At 66.5% G+C, this 14,666-nt stretch carries 17 protein-coding genes and 1 tRNA gene; 4 read left to right on the plus strand and 14 right to left on the minus strand.

What is annotated here, in order from left to right; genetic code table 11:
* Nucleotides 1-2: 2 nt before the first annotated feature.
* From ACR4XW_RS08530 to ACR4XW_RS08560, 7 genes are read right to left on the minus strand one after another with little or no spacing between them, the layout of a single operon-like run.
* Nucleotides 3-695, minus strand: a complete 693-nt coding sequence (locus ACR4XW_RS08530) for a DUF4310 family protein (protein ID WP_434760122.1) — start codon at nucleotides 693-695, stop codon at nucleotides 3-5.
* Nucleotides 692-1,477, minus strand: coding sequence for a DUF4311 domain-containing protein (locus tag ACR4XW_RS08535; protein ID WP_434760123.1), 786 nt, complete (start codon nucleotides 1,475-1,477; stop codon nucleotides 692-694). The genes ACR4XW_RS08530 and ACR4XW_RS08535 overlap by 4 nt, the downstream gene beginning before the upstream one ends.
* Nucleotides 1,478-1,487: 10 nt before the next feature.
* A complete protein-coding gene (locus ACR4XW_RS08540; RefSeq protein ID WP_434760124.1) occupies nucleotides 1,488-1,826 on the minus strand; it encodes a DUF4312 family protein in 339 nt (112 codons plus the stop codon).
* Complete coding sequence (locus tag ACR4XW_RS08545; RefSeq protein WP_434760125.1) at nucleotides 1,823-2,197, minus strand: SFCGS family glycine-rich protein; 375 nt, start codon at nucleotides 2,195-2,197, stop codon at nucleotides 1,823-1,825. The genes ACR4XW_RS08540 and ACR4XW_RS08545 overlap by 4 nt, the downstream gene beginning before the upstream one ends.
* Complete coding sequence (locus ACR4XW_RS08550; protein ID WP_434760126.1) at nucleotides 2,194-2,574, minus strand: hypothetical protein; 381 nt, start codon at nucleotides 2,572-2,574, stop codon at nucleotides 2,194-2,196. The genes ACR4XW_RS08545 and ACR4XW_RS08550 overlap by 4 nt, the downstream gene beginning before the upstream one ends.
* Complete coding sequence (locus ACR4XW_RS08555) at nucleotides 2,561-3,670, minus strand: amidohydrolase/deacetylase family metallohydrolase (RefSeq protein ID WP_434760127.1); 1,110 nt, start codon at nucleotides 3,668-3,670, stop codon at nucleotides 2,561-2,563. Before ACR4XW_RS08555 ends, ACR4XW_RS08550 begins: the two co-directional genes overlap by 14 nt.
* Nucleotides 3,667-5,517 (minus strand): BglG family transcription antiterminator, encoded by a 1,851-nt coding sequence (locus ACR4XW_RS08560; protein ID WP_434760128.1) that lies wholly within the window; start codon nucleotides 5,515-5,517, stop codon nucleotides 3,667-3,669. Before ACR4XW_RS08560 ends, ACR4XW_RS08555 begins: the two co-directional genes overlap by 4 nt.
* Nucleotides 5,518-5,715: 198 nt before the next feature.
* Here ACR4XW_RS08560 and ACR4XW_RS08565 point away from each other — a divergent pair, with 198 nt between their 5' ends.
* Both ACR4XW_RS08565 and mscL read left to right on the plus strand, forming a co-directional pair.
* The gene (locus ACR4XW_RS08565; protein WP_434760129.1) at nucleotides 5,716-6,330 is read left to right on the plus strand and encodes an SAF domain-containing protein; all 615 of its coding nucleotides are present in this window, start codon (nucleotides 5,716-5,718) and stop codon (nucleotides 6,328-6,330) included.
* 62 nt (nucleotides 6,331-6,392) lie between these two features.
* Nucleotides 6,393-6,752, plus strand: a complete 360-nt coding sequence (mscL, locus tag ACR4XW_RS08570) for a large conductance mechanosensitive channel protein MscL (protein ID WP_434760130.1) — start codon at nucleotides 6,393-6,395, stop codon at nucleotides 6,750-6,752.
* 122 nt (nucleotides 6,753-6,874) lie between these two features.
* On the opposite strand, the gene ACR4XW_RS08575 is transcribed toward mscL, so the two are convergent.
* Together ACR4XW_RS08575 and ACR4XW_RS08580 are read right to left on the minus strand one after the other, a co-directional pair.
* Nucleotides 6,875-7,252 carry a hypothetical protein gene (locus ACR4XW_RS08575; protein WP_434760131.1) on the minus strand — a complete coding sequence of 126 codons (378 nt, stop codon included), beginning with the start codon at nucleotides 7,250-7,252 and terminating at the stop codon, nucleotides 6,875-6,877.
* The gene (locus tag ACR4XW_RS08580; RefSeq protein WP_434760132.1) at nucleotides 7,252-8,655 is read right to left on the minus strand and encodes a UTP--glucose-1-phosphate uridylyltransferase; all 1,404 of its coding nucleotides are present in this window, start codon (nucleotides 8,653-8,655) and stop codon (nucleotides 7,252-7,254) included. The genes ACR4XW_RS08575 and ACR4XW_RS08580 overlap by 1 nt, the downstream gene beginning before the upstream one ends.
* Before the next feature lie 81 nt (nucleotides 8,656-8,736).
* On the opposite strand from ACR4XW_RS08580, the gene ACR4XW_RS08585 reads away from it, so the two are divergent.
* Nucleotides 8,737-9,216 carry a hypothetical protein gene (locus tag ACR4XW_RS08585; RefSeq protein ID WP_434760133.1) on the plus strand — a complete coding sequence of 160 codons (480 nt, stop codon included), beginning with the start codon at nucleotides 8,737-8,739 and terminating at the stop codon, nucleotides 9,214-9,216.
* Nucleotides 9,217-9,274: 58 nt separating this feature from the next.
* Here ACR4XW_RS08585 and ACR4XW_RS08590 read toward each other — a convergent pair whose 3' ends face one another.
* The 5 genes from ACR4XW_RS08590 to ACR4XW_RS08610 form a co-directional block, all read right to left on the minus strand.
* Nucleotides 9,275-10,402, minus strand: a complete 1,128-nt coding sequence (locus tag ACR4XW_RS08590) for an HIRAN domain-containing protein (RefSeq protein ID WP_491777672.1) — start codon at nucleotides 10,400-10,402, stop codon at nucleotides 9,275-9,277.
* Nucleotides 10,403-10,456: 54 nt separating this feature from the next.
* Nucleotides 10,457-10,532: transfer RNA gene (locus ACR4XW_RS08595), tRNA-Arg, on the minus strand.
* Between the two features lie 302 nt (nucleotides 10,533-10,834).
* The gene (locus ACR4XW_RS08600) at nucleotides 10,835-11,677 is read right to left on the minus strand and encodes a class I SAM-dependent methyltransferase (protein ID WP_434760135.1); all 843 of its coding nucleotides are present in this window, start codon (nucleotides 11,675-11,677) and stop codon (nucleotides 10,835-10,837) included.
* Entirely contained in the window at nucleotides 11,674-12,741 is a 1,068-nt protein-coding gene (locus ACR4XW_RS08605) for a hypothetical protein (RefSeq protein WP_434760136.1), read from the minus strand. The genes ACR4XW_RS08600 and ACR4XW_RS08605 overlap by 4 nt, the downstream gene beginning before the upstream one ends.
* A gap of 12 nt (nucleotides 12,742-12,753) precedes the next feature.
* Nucleotides 12,754-13,440, minus strand: coding sequence for an iron-dependent transcriptional repressor DtxR (locus tag ACR4XW_RS08610; protein ID WP_434760137.1), 687 nt, complete (start codon nucleotides 13,438-13,440; stop codon nucleotides 12,754-12,756).
* Between the two features lie 107 nt (nucleotides 13,441-13,547).
* Between ACR4XW_RS08610 and serC the strand changes: the two genes are divergently transcribed.
* On the plus strand, nucleotides 13,548-14,651 hold the full coding sequence (serC, locus tag ACR4XW_RS08615; RefSeq protein WP_434760138.1) for a phosphoserine transaminase: 1,104 nt from the start codon (nucleotides 13,548-13,550) through the stop codon (nucleotides 14,649-14,651).
* Nucleotides 14,652-14,666 lie beyond the last annotated feature (15 nt).

The following is a 14,666-nucleotide window of genomic DNA, read 5'->3' on the forward strand; positions in this document are numbered from 1 at the left end:
TCCTATTCGGTTGCGATCGGGAAGAAGAAGCCGAACAGCATGGCACCCAGAATCGCTCCGCCGGGCAATGGCTTCTTGAAGTAGTAGGCGACCGCCGCCCCCAGGATCGACCCGATACCCACCGGGATCGAGGCCGTGGCGGCCGCGATGACGATCAGGGGGCCGAGGTACTGTCCGGCGGCATTACCGGCGCCCATCATGATCTCGGTGCCGTAGGTGGCTTGGGAATCGGACGCGACGGTGAACTTGCGGATGACCACGATGATCGTGCCCATGATCAGTCCGATCCCCGCCCCCACCAGCAGCGCCAGCGGGAAGGACTCCAGTGGTGCGGTGATGCCGGCCCCCAGCAACATGGCCGGGATTCCGATACCCACACCGGTTTGGATGGAGCCGCCGATGTCCAGGATGCCGACGAGCGGACCTTCCAGCACTCGGGCGAACAGGAAGCTGGCCCCGAAGGCTGCCGCGGCCCCGTAGCTCCCGGTGTCGACGCCCGCCTTCAGCAGGGCGACGATCGGGATGTCGTTGAACGCCCCCACCCCGTACACGAAGTACAAATGGGTTCCGGCAAATACTGCCGAAGCGAGCGCCGCCACGAACAGTGGGAAGCTCCACTCCGCGTACCAGAATCCTTTCGGCGGGGTCGGATCCATGGCAATGTCGGCGGTTTCCGACGATTCGTTGGAACTCATTCCTTCACCTCATATCCAAGAGTTTCGTGCACGCTGATGAGCCAGTCCGGGATGGGGATGTTGAACGCCTGCAGCATTTGGATGTCGAATCCACGCAGGAAGGCGCTGGCGGCGAAGAGCACCAGGATGGCAATGAGCAGAACCTTCGAAATCCGGTTCCAGCCTCCACCGTCCACGCTCTTGCCGAGCAGAATCCCGAGCACCACGCCCGGCACGGCATTTCCGAGCACCAGGTGCGCGAAACCACCGAGCACCGTGCCCCACATGCCGGTGCGTTTTCCGGCGTCCATGGCGGCAATCCAGAAAATCACCGGCATCACCGGGTTGATCAGCCACGCGCCGGCCGGCACGAGCACTTCCTCGGCGACCAGGCGCAAGGAATCGGGGACGGCTGCCGCGGTCGAGTTGAGTGCCGCCACCAAGACCGCGCCGATCGCCGCACCGGCGATGGCCATCTTCTTCGGGTTGTGCATGGTTTCGGCGACGTTCTTGTTGCGCAGCAACAAGGTTCCGGCCGCCCAGTTGGGAATGATGCGGTGGTCGACGTCCTGGGTGAGGGCGCCGGCCCCCACGACCGAGGCCCACGCATTGAACAGGAAGCCGAGACCGAAGCTGTAATGGGCAACGGCGTCACCCTGACAGGCATTCATCTCGCCATAGGTTCGGAAAGCACCCATTCCCTGTACTGCCGGGGCGTGGAACATGCGTGCCGCACCGGCACTGGCACCGAATCCGGCCAATGCGCCGATAATCACCGACTCGATGATCACAATCCAGTTCACGTCACACCTCCTATCTGAGTTTCAGAGCGTGCTGAGCCAGCGAGAGGCTCTCGTATTGGGTTCGATAGTTGATGTCGTCCAAGGAGACCGACCGAACTTCGACGGTGAACTCCAGATCCAGTGAGTAGGTCACCCGCTCACGGGGAAACAGGACTCCGAAGAACCTTTCGGTCCGAACTTCCTTGACCGCCTTCTTGATGTGGCAATCCGACGGCTGAATCTGCAGGATCACCTCGGCACGCTCGTTCATGACCTTCTTGCGCATGCTCGTCAAGGCGTCCTGGAATGCTCTCGGCGTGGAGTCACCACGACCGGAGACCGATATTTTTCGTTCTTCGATCAACATCATGAGGAATCACCTTCGGGGTGTGCCTTGCGGAAGGCTTCGACCAAACGCCGGCCGAGGTCTTCGGAGTCGAGAAACCCGAACCCGACCACCACCGCACCGTTCTGGACGGCGGTGACCCCGGCATCGACGGACCGGAGTCCGAACTCCATCGGGTAGCCGTACTTGGTGTTGGCGGTAACCGCGCCGGCTCCCCCGCTGCCGCAGAAGGAGATGCCCAGGTCGGCGTTCTCGGCGTGCATCACGTCGCCGAGTTTCATGTCGGCACCGACCCCGGGAATGACCACGGCGGTACCTCCCGCGGCTTCGACACCGGCGGCCACCTGCTGGCCCTTGCCGAGGCGATGACCGATCACAACCTTGACTGGTTTCATAACTCGTTCCTTTCCAGGAGTTTCGCGGTGTCGAGGTGAACCGCGATCAGGAAATCTTCTTCGCGCTGGGTTGCGCCGGGTTCGACCGCGGCCAGTAGTTCGTGGGCCAGTTCCATGGACTGTGGGCTGACCTGGTCGAACATGGCTTCGTCGAACGGTTCCAGGGGCTGGTCTGCGGCCACCCGGCGCAGCACCGTCACCACGTGCAGTGCCAGCAGTTCCAACCGGTCCGGCTCCAGCAGGTAGCCCTGGGCGTCGGTGAGTTCGTCCAGTTTCGGAACCGCCCTGCGCAGCGTGGCCCGTTCGGTGTCGGTGAGTTCGGTCTTGGTGGCCACCGCGGCGATGGTCTGTTCGACCCGTCCGTCATTCGCAGCCATGGACGTCATCTCCCCGCACCACCCGGCGCGGCCGCACCACTTCTCGGCCCGGCAAGGTGGCGCCCTGCGAGTCCCGAAACTCCCGGTCGGTGTGTCGGATCTCGAAGACACTGAGGTCTGCGGTCGACCCGGGGGCCAGGCTCGCCAGGTCCGGACGGCCGATGGCTGCTGCCGGACGTGTCGTCACGGCGGCGATCACGTCCTCGAGTGGGTAGCCGAGGGCGAGCATCTTGCTCATGGTTTCGGCCAGGGAATACACCGGGCCGTCGACATTGCCCTCGTGCAGGTCGGTGCTGATGGTGTCGGCCGGCAGCCCTGCTTCACGGGCCGCCCGCGCCACCTCGAACGAGAGGCTGGCCTGGCCGTGCCCGACATCGAACAGGACGCCCCGCTCCTTGGCCTCGACCGCTCGGGGGTCCAGCCGTCCGGTCTCGTCGAACAGGCCACCCGGTTTGCCGTGGAAGGCGTGGGAGCACACATCGCCCGCCCGCAGCAGGTCCAGGCACTCCCCCATCTCCGGCGGCCGGTTTCCGGTGTGAATCATGATCGGCAGCCGGACGGCGTCGGCGAGTTCGCGGGCCATCTGCAGGGGTTTGAGGCCGTTGCTGCCCAGCACCGATGCCGACATCCGCACCTTCAGGCCGATGATCCGGTCGGAGTGGGCCCGAATGGTCTCGAAGGACTTGTCCGGGTCGATGTTGGCCAGGTCGACGAGCTCGTGGCGGTCGTCCACCAGACCCGAGCTGGCGATGTTCAGCCAGGCCAGCACGTTCGTTCGTTGGGTGTCGATGACGTCGTGCTCGAACCGGTCGAAGTCACGCGCACCGCTGCTACCGGCGTCGACGACGGTGGTGACGCCTTGGTTCACACCGATCCGGTCGGCCGGAATCCCCAGGGTCTTGGCCGGGAGGAAGACGTGGACGTGTTGGTCGATGAACCCGGGCGTGACATACGCCCCTTCGACATCGATGCGTTCCCAGTCGTCGTCCGGCTGCGCCACGATCTTGCCGTCGGCGAAGGCGATCTCGGTGCCGCTCACCTCGTCGCGGTGGGCTTCGGGAAAGGTGCAGTTGGTCAGAACCGTTCCACGGGTCATGAAGCCTCCTGGTTCAGGTAGGTGGCCGCTGCTTGTTTCTCGGCCGTGGTGAGTGCCCAGCCCTGATCGTGTTCGGCCGCATCGATGGCGGCGGTGTCGTGCGCAGCGTCGAGGTCTGTGTCGAACTGGGTGTTGCTGGCCACCCGCTCGGCCAGCAGGATGCAGTGCAACCGCAGCCCCTCGGCGAGTTCGGGTGACAGGGGTTCGCGATGGTGGTGGGCGATGCGGTTGGCGAACTCTATTCCGGCCGAGACCAGGGCGATGAAGTCCGTCGAGTTGACCGCATGGGTCTCGCGGCGTGCCCCGGGGGCGGCGGCCACACCCAGATCCTTGACGTGTTCTCGAAGAATGTCGTAGTCGCGTTCGGTGGGTACGGGCTTGATCACCGCGGTGGGCTTGCACAGGTTGAGCGGGAAGGTGGTGATCACCAGTTCGACCTCGGGGTCTTGGGAGCGTCGTGGCGCATCGAAGGTCGAACAGGTTCCCACCACGTCGATCTCCGGGACGGCGGTGGAGATCAGCATCGTGATCAGTCGGGAGTTGCCTCGTCCGGTAGCGCACACGACCAACGCGCGCACCGGGCCGACGTCGGCGCAGTGTTCGAAGGCGGTGGCGAAATGCACCACCAGGAAGGCCAGGTCGGGCTCGCTGAACGACACCCCCAGCGGCAGCAGATAGTCGTCGCAGGCGATCTTGACCGCCTCGTACACGGGTTGGTACTTCAGCTTGAGTTCATCGAGCAGTGAATTCGGCTCGAGAATGTCGTACTTGTATTTGGTGATCCGGTCGCTGAGGTGGGCGATCAGCCCGGGCAACAGGGCGTGGTAGTTGAGCAGGTTGACGCCCAGTTCGGTGCCGACACGTTCGGCGATCCGCCGGGCCAAGGGGGCCACCTCGACGTCATCGGCATCCGACACGTCCAGGGGCATCAGCTTCGCCGACACCGCGATGGCTGCTTCCACGAAGAAGAAGTCGAACTCGTCGGTCGTCAGGTCCAAACCGGACAACTCGTCGAGGAAGGCGCTGCGCAAGGGAGCGGCTGCCACGTTCGGTGGTTGTGCCGACCTTTCCTCATCGCCGAGCAGTCGGCAGATCGCGAGCCTGAGCACCAACCCCGCGATGGCCGAGTCGCTCAGTTGGACGTTGAAGTCGGCCATGATGCGGTGGGTGATCCGATGGACGGCTTCCAGGGTCACCTCGATATACGGCCCGGCCTCGAGGACGTGTCGCAGTTCGGGTGACAGGACGGAGGGGTCGAGCTTCTTGCGTCCCGCCACCGCTGCCGAGCACCAGGCGAGGTCGTCGTTGGTCATCCGTGACCGCACGATGCGGTCCAGGCTGGCGCGGCGGGTGCGGATGTCGGTGTCGGCGATCAGCCCGGTCCGTCCTGGTTCGACGGTGATGCCGAAGGGCGTCAGCAGGGTCTGCACCGCCCGCAGGTCATTGGTCAGGGTGCTGCGGCTGACCCCGAAGAACTCCTGCAGTTCGGCCTTGGTCATCGGGCCGGTGCTCAGCAGGAGCTGCACCGCGCAGAGGTAGACCCGGGCTTCGTGGGAGGGGAATACCTGGGCCGACGCCAGCTTCTGCAGCAGGTCTGCGCGGGTGGAGTCGTCGACCTCGATGGCATGTCCCTGCCCCGGCACCGAGATCATCGTGGTTCCGTGCCGACCCAGCCAGCGGCGGATCGCCTGGATGTCGTACTTCGCCATCCGGTCACTGATCGCGTACTGCTCGGCGATCTGGCGGACGTGGATGGGCACCGACGACTGCAACATGTCGCTCAAGATGGCGTTCGATCTCTCCGACAATGCGGCCATCACGAACACCTCCCCCGGGTAGGACTTCACTCGACGATAGGTTCCGTCCGGGAAGGGCGGTAGATGGAAGGTGTTGCCCTGCAGCGGGGCAATGCATTGAACTCGCTACCTGCCCCAGCGGCGCCCCACGGTCTTTGTCCACAGCCCTGCGGGCCGGACGTGAGTGGACTTTCCACAGCCTTGGCCGATCGAGGGAATTCCCGTCGTGCGCGTACCACCGTGAAGGGTATGAACACTTCTTGGTGGCGCTCGGTGACCCGGGCGGTGAGTTGGCATCGCCGACGGTTGGCGGCGGTTGCGGCCGCGGTGGCCGTGGGCGCGACGATCATGGCCGTGCGTCCGGCGCCGGCCCCGACGGTTCCGGTCGTCGTGGCGGCAGCCGATCTGCCCAGTGGCGTGACGGTGAGCGACGAGCACTTGACGGTGGCGCGGTGGCCGGCCGGCACGGTTCCGGATCGGGCGGTCACCGATCCCACGGCGGTGCACGGACGGCTGGTCGCGGCCCCGCTGACCAAGGGCAGTCCGCTGACCGAGGCCAGTGTGATCACCCCGCACACTGGTGCAGCCGGACGAGTTTTGGTGCCGATCACGCTGGCCGATCGTTCGGTGCTGTCGGTATTGCGGGTCGGTGATCGGATCGATCTGTTGGCGGCCGGGCCAGAGGGCCCGATCACGGTGGCGACCTCGGCGCGGGTGGCGGCCCTGCCGCACCAGGATTCCGCCGGTGGTGGATTGTTCGAGTCGGACGGGGCCGGTTCCCCACTGTTGGTGGAAGTGAGCGAGTCGGAGGCGCCACGACTCGCCGGAGTGCCCGGATCAAACCTATCTGTGGTGTTGCGCTAGTTTTTCTCATGGCGCAACCACACCGGAGCCCTTGGCGGGCACGCGCCGGAAGGAGAAACGCAATGAGTGGTTTCAAAGAGTTCCTGATGCGCGGCAATCTGGTCGAACTGGCCGTCGCCGTCATCATCGGCACCGTCTTCGCCGCAGTCGTCGAGCAGTTCACCGCCGTGCTGATGGGCTTCATCGGCAAGATCGGCGGCCAGCCCGACTTCAGCGCCGTCACCCTGCTCGGGGTCAACATCGGCCATTTCATCAACGCCATGATCACCTTCCTGATCACGGCCGCGGTGGTGTACTTCTTCGTCGTCAAGCCCTACAACGCGATGCGCGACCGCTTCAAGAAGAAGGACGAACCGGCTGCTGCCACCTCCGAGGAACTCCTCACCGAGATCCGCGACCTGCTGCAGAACCGTCAGGTCTGAGTCGGACCTCTCCGGGCTCCGACGTCGTAGCCCCGTCAAGGCCTCCGAGGCCCTCGCCCCACACCGGGGTGGGGGCCTCGGTTCCATTCACCCGGCAGAACGGCCCCGACGAACGCGCCGGTTCAACTCCAGTGCGGTGGCACATCGGCGGCCAGGCGACGCTCCTCGGCGGTGAGCGGACGGGCCGGCGCGGGCCCGGCATGCTGCCAGGCATGAACGTCCAGATGGTCGGTGACCTGTCGCAGCACCGAGATGAACTGGGCAGCCCCGATCCCCGGGCGTCGCTCGGCCGGTACCCCGAAGGGCCACGGCAGTTCGGCGGCCTGCCGCTCGGCGACCAACCGGGCCAACCGCTGCCGGTCGAAACCCGCCGCGGTCAGGGCCGCACCGACCTCGTGTGGGGTCGGGGGCGGCCCGGGGTGTGACTGCTCCGGGTCGGGGCCGGGGTCGTCGAGTTCGTGGCCGGTCAGGGCCAACCCGAGGGCGGCGTACCAGCCCATCAGCCCTCGATCACCGTGCCCGCCGGCAGGCTGTGCGGCTGCCCCGGTTCGGCATCGGGCACCCGATCCTCGTCCAGCACCGCATCACCCACGCAGGTCACCTCGGCCCCGAAGGTCCAGTCGCCACGCACGGTGAGGCTGTCGGCGGCCCGCAAGGATGGTGCTCCGGCGGGGAACCGGGCATCGAAGTCGGCGATCGTCTTGTAGAACCGGTCGTCCAGGTTCACCACCGGATCGACCTGACGAACCGCCTCCAGCGACCCGTCCTCCACCAGTTCGTAAGCGTCGGAGCGCGCCAGCAAGAGGTCGCCGGTGGTCTTCACCGGCCGGAACCGTCGTCGATCCACCGCGATCGCGGTTGCCCCGGGGAACACCTCGATCGCCGCACCCATTGCGGTTTCGATCTGGAACACCTCGGGGGAATCCGGATCGGTCGGGTCGACCCGCTTGGTGTTGCGGATCAACGGCAGGCCGAGCACGCCCTTGCGTTCGGTCAAGATGGTGTGCAGGGCCCGCAGGTCGAACCACAGGCTGTTGGTGTTGAACCACCGGTGCCGGTCGTGATCGGTGAAGGTGTCCAGGTCCTCGTCGGGGGTCTGGGCGACCTCGCGCAGCACGATCTGGCCGTCGCTGCGACGCACGGCGAGATGGCCGCCCTTGCGGTCGGCGACGGTGCGGCGGCACACCTCCATCGCGAAGGGCGCCCCGGAACGGGCGAACCATCCGGCCAGGCGGGCATCGGGGGTGGCGCCGAGGTTGTCGGCATTCGACACCGAGGCGTAGCGGTAGCCCTGCTCCAACAACGTGTCCAGCAGACCCGAGGCCAACAGCGCCGGATACAGGTCGCCGTGCCCGGGCGGACACCATTCGAGGGATTCATCGGCCGGCCATGACACCGGCATGAGGTCGTCGGTGCGGATCTTCGGCTCCTGGCTCTGCAGGAAATCCAGCGGCAGCCCGGACACCTCCAGACCCGGGTGGGCGCGCAACGCGGCCAGCGAATCGTCCCGGGTGCGGAAGGAGTTCATCAGCACCAGCGGCAGTGCCACGTCGTGGCGTTCCCGGGCGGCTTCGACCTGTTCGGCGATCAGGTCGAGGAAGGTCTTACCCTCCCGCACCGGCAGCAGGGACTTCGCCCGGGTCATGCCCATCGAGGTGCCCAGTCCGCCGTTGAGTTTGATCATCACGGTGCGCGAGAGGGCGTCGCGGGCGTCGGCGTCGTCGACCTCGACCTCGTCGAGGTGCACCGGATCGGGCAGCGGCTCGATGTCGGCCTCGGGCATCATCCCGGTTTCACCGGCCTCGAGGGCTCGGTAGTAGTGCGAGAAGACCTCGATCGCCGTGGCGTCCACACCCGCCTCGGACATCTTGCGTTGGGCATGACGAAGACCGGAGCTGCTCATGGATCGATCCTACGTGAGCGCTTCTGGCGGCCATCGACCCCGCCCGGGGCCCGGGTTGGCGGGCGGGATTACGCTACCTGCGTGAACAAGACCGTGGCCGAACGACTGGTGGTGCGCCCCAACCACCGGGTGTGGGTATCCGCATGGGCACCCGAACTGGGCCGGCGACTGTTGTCGCCGTTGCCCTCGGGGGCGATCTTCGTCGATGACCTGTCACCCGAGGTGGACGTGGCCGTGCTGTTCATCAACAGCCGCGCCGAGTTCGATGCCATCTGGTTGGCCCAGTCCGAGCCTCTGGCCGAACGTCCGGCGGTGTGGGTCTGTTACCCCACCGCCAAGGCACAGTCGGGGAAGAAAACGATCACCGGCGATGGGCTCTGGGCCGCGCTGACCCCGTTCGCCTGGCGTCCGGTCTCGACGGTGGAACTGGACGCCAACTGGTCGGCGGCGCTGGTGCGTCCGATGAACCGGGCCGAATTGTCCGCGGCCGAACCGGACAAGTTGATCGCGGGCAATCGCAAGGCCATCGCGGCGGTGCTGGAAGCAGATTCCAGCTCCTAGTGCGAGCAGATCCAACGCCACGCCGGATCAGTGGGTGTGGCAGGTCTGGTGCTCACCGTCACGGAGCGCCCGTGCCCAGGTACTGCTGAATCCACTCGGCCGGGAGATCGCTGGTTCTGGCAACGTCGAGAACAACGTTGGCCATCAATTGGTTGCCCTCGACCCGGGCGCGGCACACCGCCAGTTGGCCTCGCTCGGCCAGACCTCGGACGACGGGCAGCATCTGCTCCGAGGTTCCCGAGGTCAACTGGCCGACCCGCTCCCCCAGGCACCGCACTTCGACGACAGCTTTGCTCCCGCTCTGCTGCTCGTGCAGCGTGACCGCGATGGACCGGCTGGGTTGCCCATCCAGTAGGCCCACCACGGTCTCCAAGTGCTTCTCCTCGCCGGTGACCTGGTACTTCCGGCCCCCGGGCAGGACGACGTGGGGTTGGTTCGGCACACCCGCCGGTGGGAACACGTCCTCGGGTGCGGGCAGCCGGATCGTGGCACGGGCGAAGATGCGATCTTCCTCACGAGCCCACAGACGCACGGGGACGGCCAGTCCGGCGCCGCTGCGGGCGAGCCGTGTCAGCACCGAACCGTAATCGGCCACGGTGTGTTCGGGCAGACGCCCGACCGGGAATCCGTTCACCAGCACAACGGGAGGTTGACGGGTATCGGTCACCAACACCCCACCCAACTCATCGAGTTCGGTCCCGTACGACGTCAAGGAGGCACCGACGGTACGGAAGACCTCCCGGATCGCCTCGCCGAAGGCCCGTTCCTCGTCCAACTCGATGCGCACGGGTCGGCGACCCCACGGGGCGTACACGGTCATCGGCGCCGGCGGGACGATGGGCCAGCGGTGGCGGGACGGCAGCAACCACACATACGCGGTGCGTTTGTCGTGGATGCGACCGGGCGCGATGATCGTCGGCTGCCTGTCGGCGTCCATATCGATCGCGTACCGGGCAGCATGTTCCCGAGGCAGGTACCCAACTTTTCGGTTGTCCACGTACACAGCGATCGCGTTGCGGTCGTACTGGTTGCCGGGTTCGCGAACAAGATGAAAGGTGACGCGCCCCGACTTGCGTGGGAGCCCTGCCCAGTACTCCACTCCGACAACCTGGATGGGCTTCGAGCCGGCCGGCCAGGGCGCTTCCGGTTGACGTGACCGCCCGAAGAGCCAATCGAAGAAGCCCACGCCGGATCATCCTCTCCACAGGGGCGCACCACCCCGACGCCCAGCCACTCGCGATGGCGGCCCCAGCAAGATTCGAACTTGCGACACATGGTTTAGGAAACCACTGCTCTATCCCCTGAGCTATGGGGCCATGTCGTGTCACGACAGCATCCAAGGGTAATGCCCTTCGCCCGTTGATGCCGAATGTGACTCCGGTCGCACCGGTGGCTCGGTCAACCCGACGACAGCAAATCAAAGGTCACGTTTCGGACGCGAAATGTCCACCGCAGCGGGCAATCCCGTTGCGTTAACCGTGACTTCAACTAGTATTTACCAAGAGAGCGGCGCCGACGTGTGTCTCCTGGGGGTGGGTAGACAGGCGTTTGAGCCCTTCGTCGTCGGCGCCCTCTCTTTTACCAGCCGCACTCCCTGACGGGGGCGCGGCTTTCGTCATTATTTGACCGCTGCAAACCGCCGCATCGGCATCGGCAGTTCCACCGAACCACTCTTCGCGGCCTGCTTGTCCAGCCAGTCGATGGTCGCCTCCACCCGGTGCGATTTGACCTTCGGTAAATACAACGAGTGAACGAACCGTTCGGCGTCTCGCCGCTCATACACCGGGTAGCGGTACAACTCCCGCTTGCTCTCCAGCTTGCGCAGGCCGGCATCGGTGACCAACTTGGTCAGGCTGTAGCGCCGGTCGGTGTCCTGGGATCGCTTCGGCAGCCGCGGTTTGCCGCGCAGGTGGCCGTACATCCGGGCCATCATCTTCAGGTCGCGCATCGCCATCGGACGGTTCGTCGGCGCCAGTACCGCCAACATGCCGCCGGGACGCAACACCCGGGAGACCTCGGACATCAGCACCGGCAACGGACGGACGATGCTGAAGCTCATCACCGACACCACCACGTCCACCGATTCACTGGCCAGGGGCAGTTTCAGCGGCGAGCCACACACCCACGAGCCCTGCCGGCCGATCGAGGTTTCGGCGAACCCGTCGGCGGCATCGGCCTCGGCACCTCGCTCGAAGGCCACCCGCAGTTCCGACATGGAGCGGTCGACCCCGATGATGGTGCGGTCGTCGGCGTCCAATTCGCGACCCAGCCGGCCCGAACCGCACGACAGATCGAGGACGACCTTCGCCCGGGCGGACACCACCCGGGTCAGCCACCGGTAGGGCGTGGCCCCACCACTGGTTGCCCGGCTGAACACGTCCTCGAGAATGCCGGGACGCGATTCGTGGAACTGCGCCAGATAACCGGACCAGTCGATCGGTCCACGTGGTGCCTTGCTCATCCGTCCTCCATGGGCCCACTGGGGTCATGACCCAGGATGCGGGCGACGTCGGCGCCGATCGAACGGATCACCACACCCGGCCCGATCGGGCGTCCGGCCACCGCCGAAACGAGTGCCGACAGGCCGGGCAGGGCCTCGTCGGGTGATTCGGCCCGCGGTGCATCCGGCGCCAACAAGGGGTTCTGGCCGTCGTTCCAGGGCGTGGTGAGTTTCTCCCAGGTGCGCAGCCAGGCCTCGGAGATCTCGGCCACCGAGGGCACTCCGAAGAAGTGGCCGACCGGGGCGTGATGGCGCAGGGCCACGATCGGTGAGCCCTCGTAAATCCGAGCCAGGCGCACCCGGGCGTCCAGGTCGCGGCGGTGGGCGTAGTCGTTGCGCATCACGAACGGGCACGGGTTGGGGCAGGTCTCCCCCACATCGGGACGCTCCCCGGCGTCCACGGATTCGTGGTTCATCGCGCACACCGAGAGGGCATCACCCAGCCGGGAGTGGAACCGGTCGAGATAGGCGGTGAACCCCGCCTGGTCACCGTCGGAGGCGTTCAGCGATCGCTTGGCAGTGGCGCGCTGGGCCGAGTTGTGCGGGCAATCAGGGTCGTCGGTACCCCACCGTCCGTCCACCGTGCGACTCATCACCGTCGGGTCACCGGCATGACCCAGGGTCGGTTCCCAGGCCAGGTGGCCCAGGTATTCCGCGATCAGGTGGGCGGTCACCACGACCTGCAGCGGTTCGTGGCGCTGCGAGCGCAACTGGACGACCTCCAGCATCAGCTCGTACAGCGGCACCAGCGACTTCAACGCCCCGCGCTGCTTGTCGCGCGGTTGGATCGGGAAGCAGGCCGCAGCCAGATCGCTGGCCCAGCCGGTGTCGAAGCCATAGGCGATCGTGGAGAAGTCCTCCGCGTCCAGGTCGAGTACCCGCTTCGCCGCGGTGGCGAGCTTGTGGGCCTCGACCAGGTGCGGTGGGGCTCCATCGGCCGGGATCGAGGCGGCGAACAGGGCGGCCACCGCGTCGTACCAGTGCCCATTGAGCAAGGCGGCGACTACGGGTTGGGGTGCGTACAAAGTGCTATCCGATCAGGCGCGAGCCACGAACATGTGCGTGGTGGTTTCGTTGCTGATTTCACAGGCACCGGTGTCGGTTTCCAAAATCACACCCAGCCCACCCGAGCGGGCGGTCATCGGTACCCCGGGGCGCACCCCTGCCTCGTCCAGCGCCGCGAGCAGGTCGAGGTCACTTTGCAGATGCTCGCTGAGCCGGGTCACGACCAGCTCGGACGGCTCCGAGCCGACCACCTCGGACAGCGGCTGGGCACCGGTGCGGAACAGTTCTTCGACCGCGGGCGCCCCGAACTCGTCCATGCCGGGAATCGGGTTGCCGTAGGGCGATTCCACCGGCATCTTCAGGATGTCGACCAGCCGGTGTTCGACCTCGTCGGAGATCACGTGCTCCCAGCGGCAGGCCTCGTCGTGCACCAGCCGCCAGTCGAGCCCGATCACGTCGGTCAGCAGTCGTTCGGCCAACCGGTGTTTGCGCATCACCCGCATCGCCAGGGCCAGGCCCTCCTCGGTGAGTTCGATGTGCCGATCGTCGTCCACCCGCAGCAGTCCGTCGCGTTCCATCCGGGCCACGGTCTGCGAAACCGTGGGGCCACTGTGGTGCAGGCGTTCGGCGATCCGGGCCCGCAACGGGACGATGCCCTCCTCGCGCAACTCCCAGACAGTGCGCAGATACATCTCCGTGGTGTCGATCAATTCGCTCACCGGATCGCCCCCTCAACAACGCACGCCAAGTTACCGACGCCCAGCCTACCCACACCGTCCCCACCCCCACGATTCCCGTCGGCTGTCATACCGGCGAGAATGGGCGGGTGAGTACGTTACGGATCCCCACCGACCTGCTGCCCGCCGACGGCCGATTCGGCTGTGGCCCGGCCAAGATTCCCGGCGACGCCGTCGACCGGCTCGCCGCAGCCGGACGCACCTGGCTGGGTACTTCGCACCGACAGGCCCCGGTGCGCGACGTGGTGGCCCGGATCCAGCGGGGCCTGGCCGAGCTCTACCGGGCACCGGATGGATACCACGTGGCCCTCGGCAACGGCGGCTCGACGCTGTTCTGGGATGCCGCGGTCAGTTCACTGATCGAGCGCCGTAGCGCCCATGGGGTGTTCGGGGAGTTCAGCTCCAAGTTCGCCCAGGCCGTCGCGGCCGCACCGCACCTGGACGAGCCGGCCGTGTTCGAGGCCGCCCCCGGATCGGTGGCGCTGCCCGAGCCCACGGATGCCGACGCGTACGCCTGGGCGCACAACGAAACCTCCACCGGCGCCCTGGCCCCGGTGCAGCGTCCCGATGCCGATGGTTTGGTGCTCATCGACGGCACCTCGGCCGCCGGTGGGGTGCAGGTCGACCTGTCGCAGACCGATGCCTACTACTTCGCACCGCAGAAGGGGCTGGCCTCCGACGGTGGACTGTGGGTGGCTTTCCTGTCGCCGGCCGCGCTGGAGCGGATCGAGCGGATCGCCGCCGGGGATCGTTGGATTCCGGCGATCCTGAGTCTGCAGCAGGCGGTGCAGAACTCCGCCGCACATCAGACCCTGAACACCCCGGCCCTGACCACCTTGTTCCTGTTGGCCGACCGGGTCGATCAGCTGCTCGCCGATGGTGGACTCGAGGCCGCCGAGGCACGTTCGCGCACCTCCTCCGACTACGTGTACCGGTGGGCCGAGGAGCGAAGCTGGGCCTCCCCCTTCGTCGAGGAGCCCTACCGCTCACCGGTGGTGGGCACGATCGACTTCGCCCCCGAGGTGGACGCGGCGGCCGTGGCGGCCACGCTGCGGGCCAATGGCGTGGTCGACACCGAGCCCTATCGCAAGCTGGGCCGTAACCAACTGCGGATCGGGATGTTCCCGACCATCGACCCGGCCGATGTGGAGGCGCTGTGCGCCTGCATCGACTGGGTGGTCGAGAACGGCTGAACCGCCCCGGACGGG

This window comes from Pseudenemella bisphenolivorans (genome assembly GCF_051133435.1).
In the GTDB taxonomy this organism is placed as follows: Bacteria; Actinomycetota; Actinomycetes; order Propionibacteriales; family Propionibacteriaceae; genus JAAYAO01.

What these genes read in the sequence shown, in the direction of transcription:
- ACR4XW_RS08530 (WP_434760122.1), bottom strand. Translation starts at nt 695, where the DNA reads ATGAGTTCCAACGAATCGTCGGAAACCGCCGACATTGCCATGGATCCG.
- ACR4XW_RS08540 (WP_434760124.1), bottom strand. Translation starts at nt 1,826, where the DNA reads ATGATGTTGATCGAAGAACGAAAAATATCGGTCTCCGGTCGTGGTGAC.
- ACR4XW_RS08545 (WP_434760125.1), bottom strand. Translation starts at nt 2,197, where the DNA reads ATGAAACCAGTCAAGGTTGTGATCGGTCATCGCCTCGGCAAGGGCCAG.
- ACR4XW_RS08550 (WP_434760126.1), bottom strand. Translation starts at nt 2,574, where the DNA reads ATGGCTGCGAATGACGGACGGGTCGAACAGACCATCGCCGCGGTGGCC.
- ACR4XW_RS08555 (WP_434760127.1), bottom strand. Translation starts at nt 3,670, where the DNA reads ATGACCCGTGGAACGGTTCTGACCAACTGCACCTTTCCCGAAGCCCAC.
- ACR4XW_RS08565 (WP_434760129.1), top strand. Translation starts at nt 5,716, where the DNA reads ATGAACACTTCTTGGTGGCGCTCGGTGACCCGGGCGGTGAGTTGGCAT.
- mscL (WP_434760130.1), top strand. Translation starts at nt 6,393, where the DNA reads ATGAGTGGTTTCAAAGAGTTCCTGATGCGCGGCAATCTGGTCGAACTG.
- ACR4XW_RS08575 (WP_434760131.1), bottom strand. Translation starts at nt 7,252, where the DNA reads ATGGGCTGGTACGCCGCCCTCGGGTTGGCCCTGACCGGCCACGAACTC.
- ACR4XW_RS08580 (WP_434760132.1), bottom strand. Translation starts at nt 8,655, where the DNA reads ATGAGCAGCTCCGGTCTTCGTCATGCCCAACGCAAGATGTCCGAGGCG.
- ACR4XW_RS08600 (WP_434760135.1), bottom strand. Translation starts at nt 11,677, where the DNA reads ATGAGCAAGGCACCACGTGGACCGATCGACTGGTCCGGTTATCTGGCG.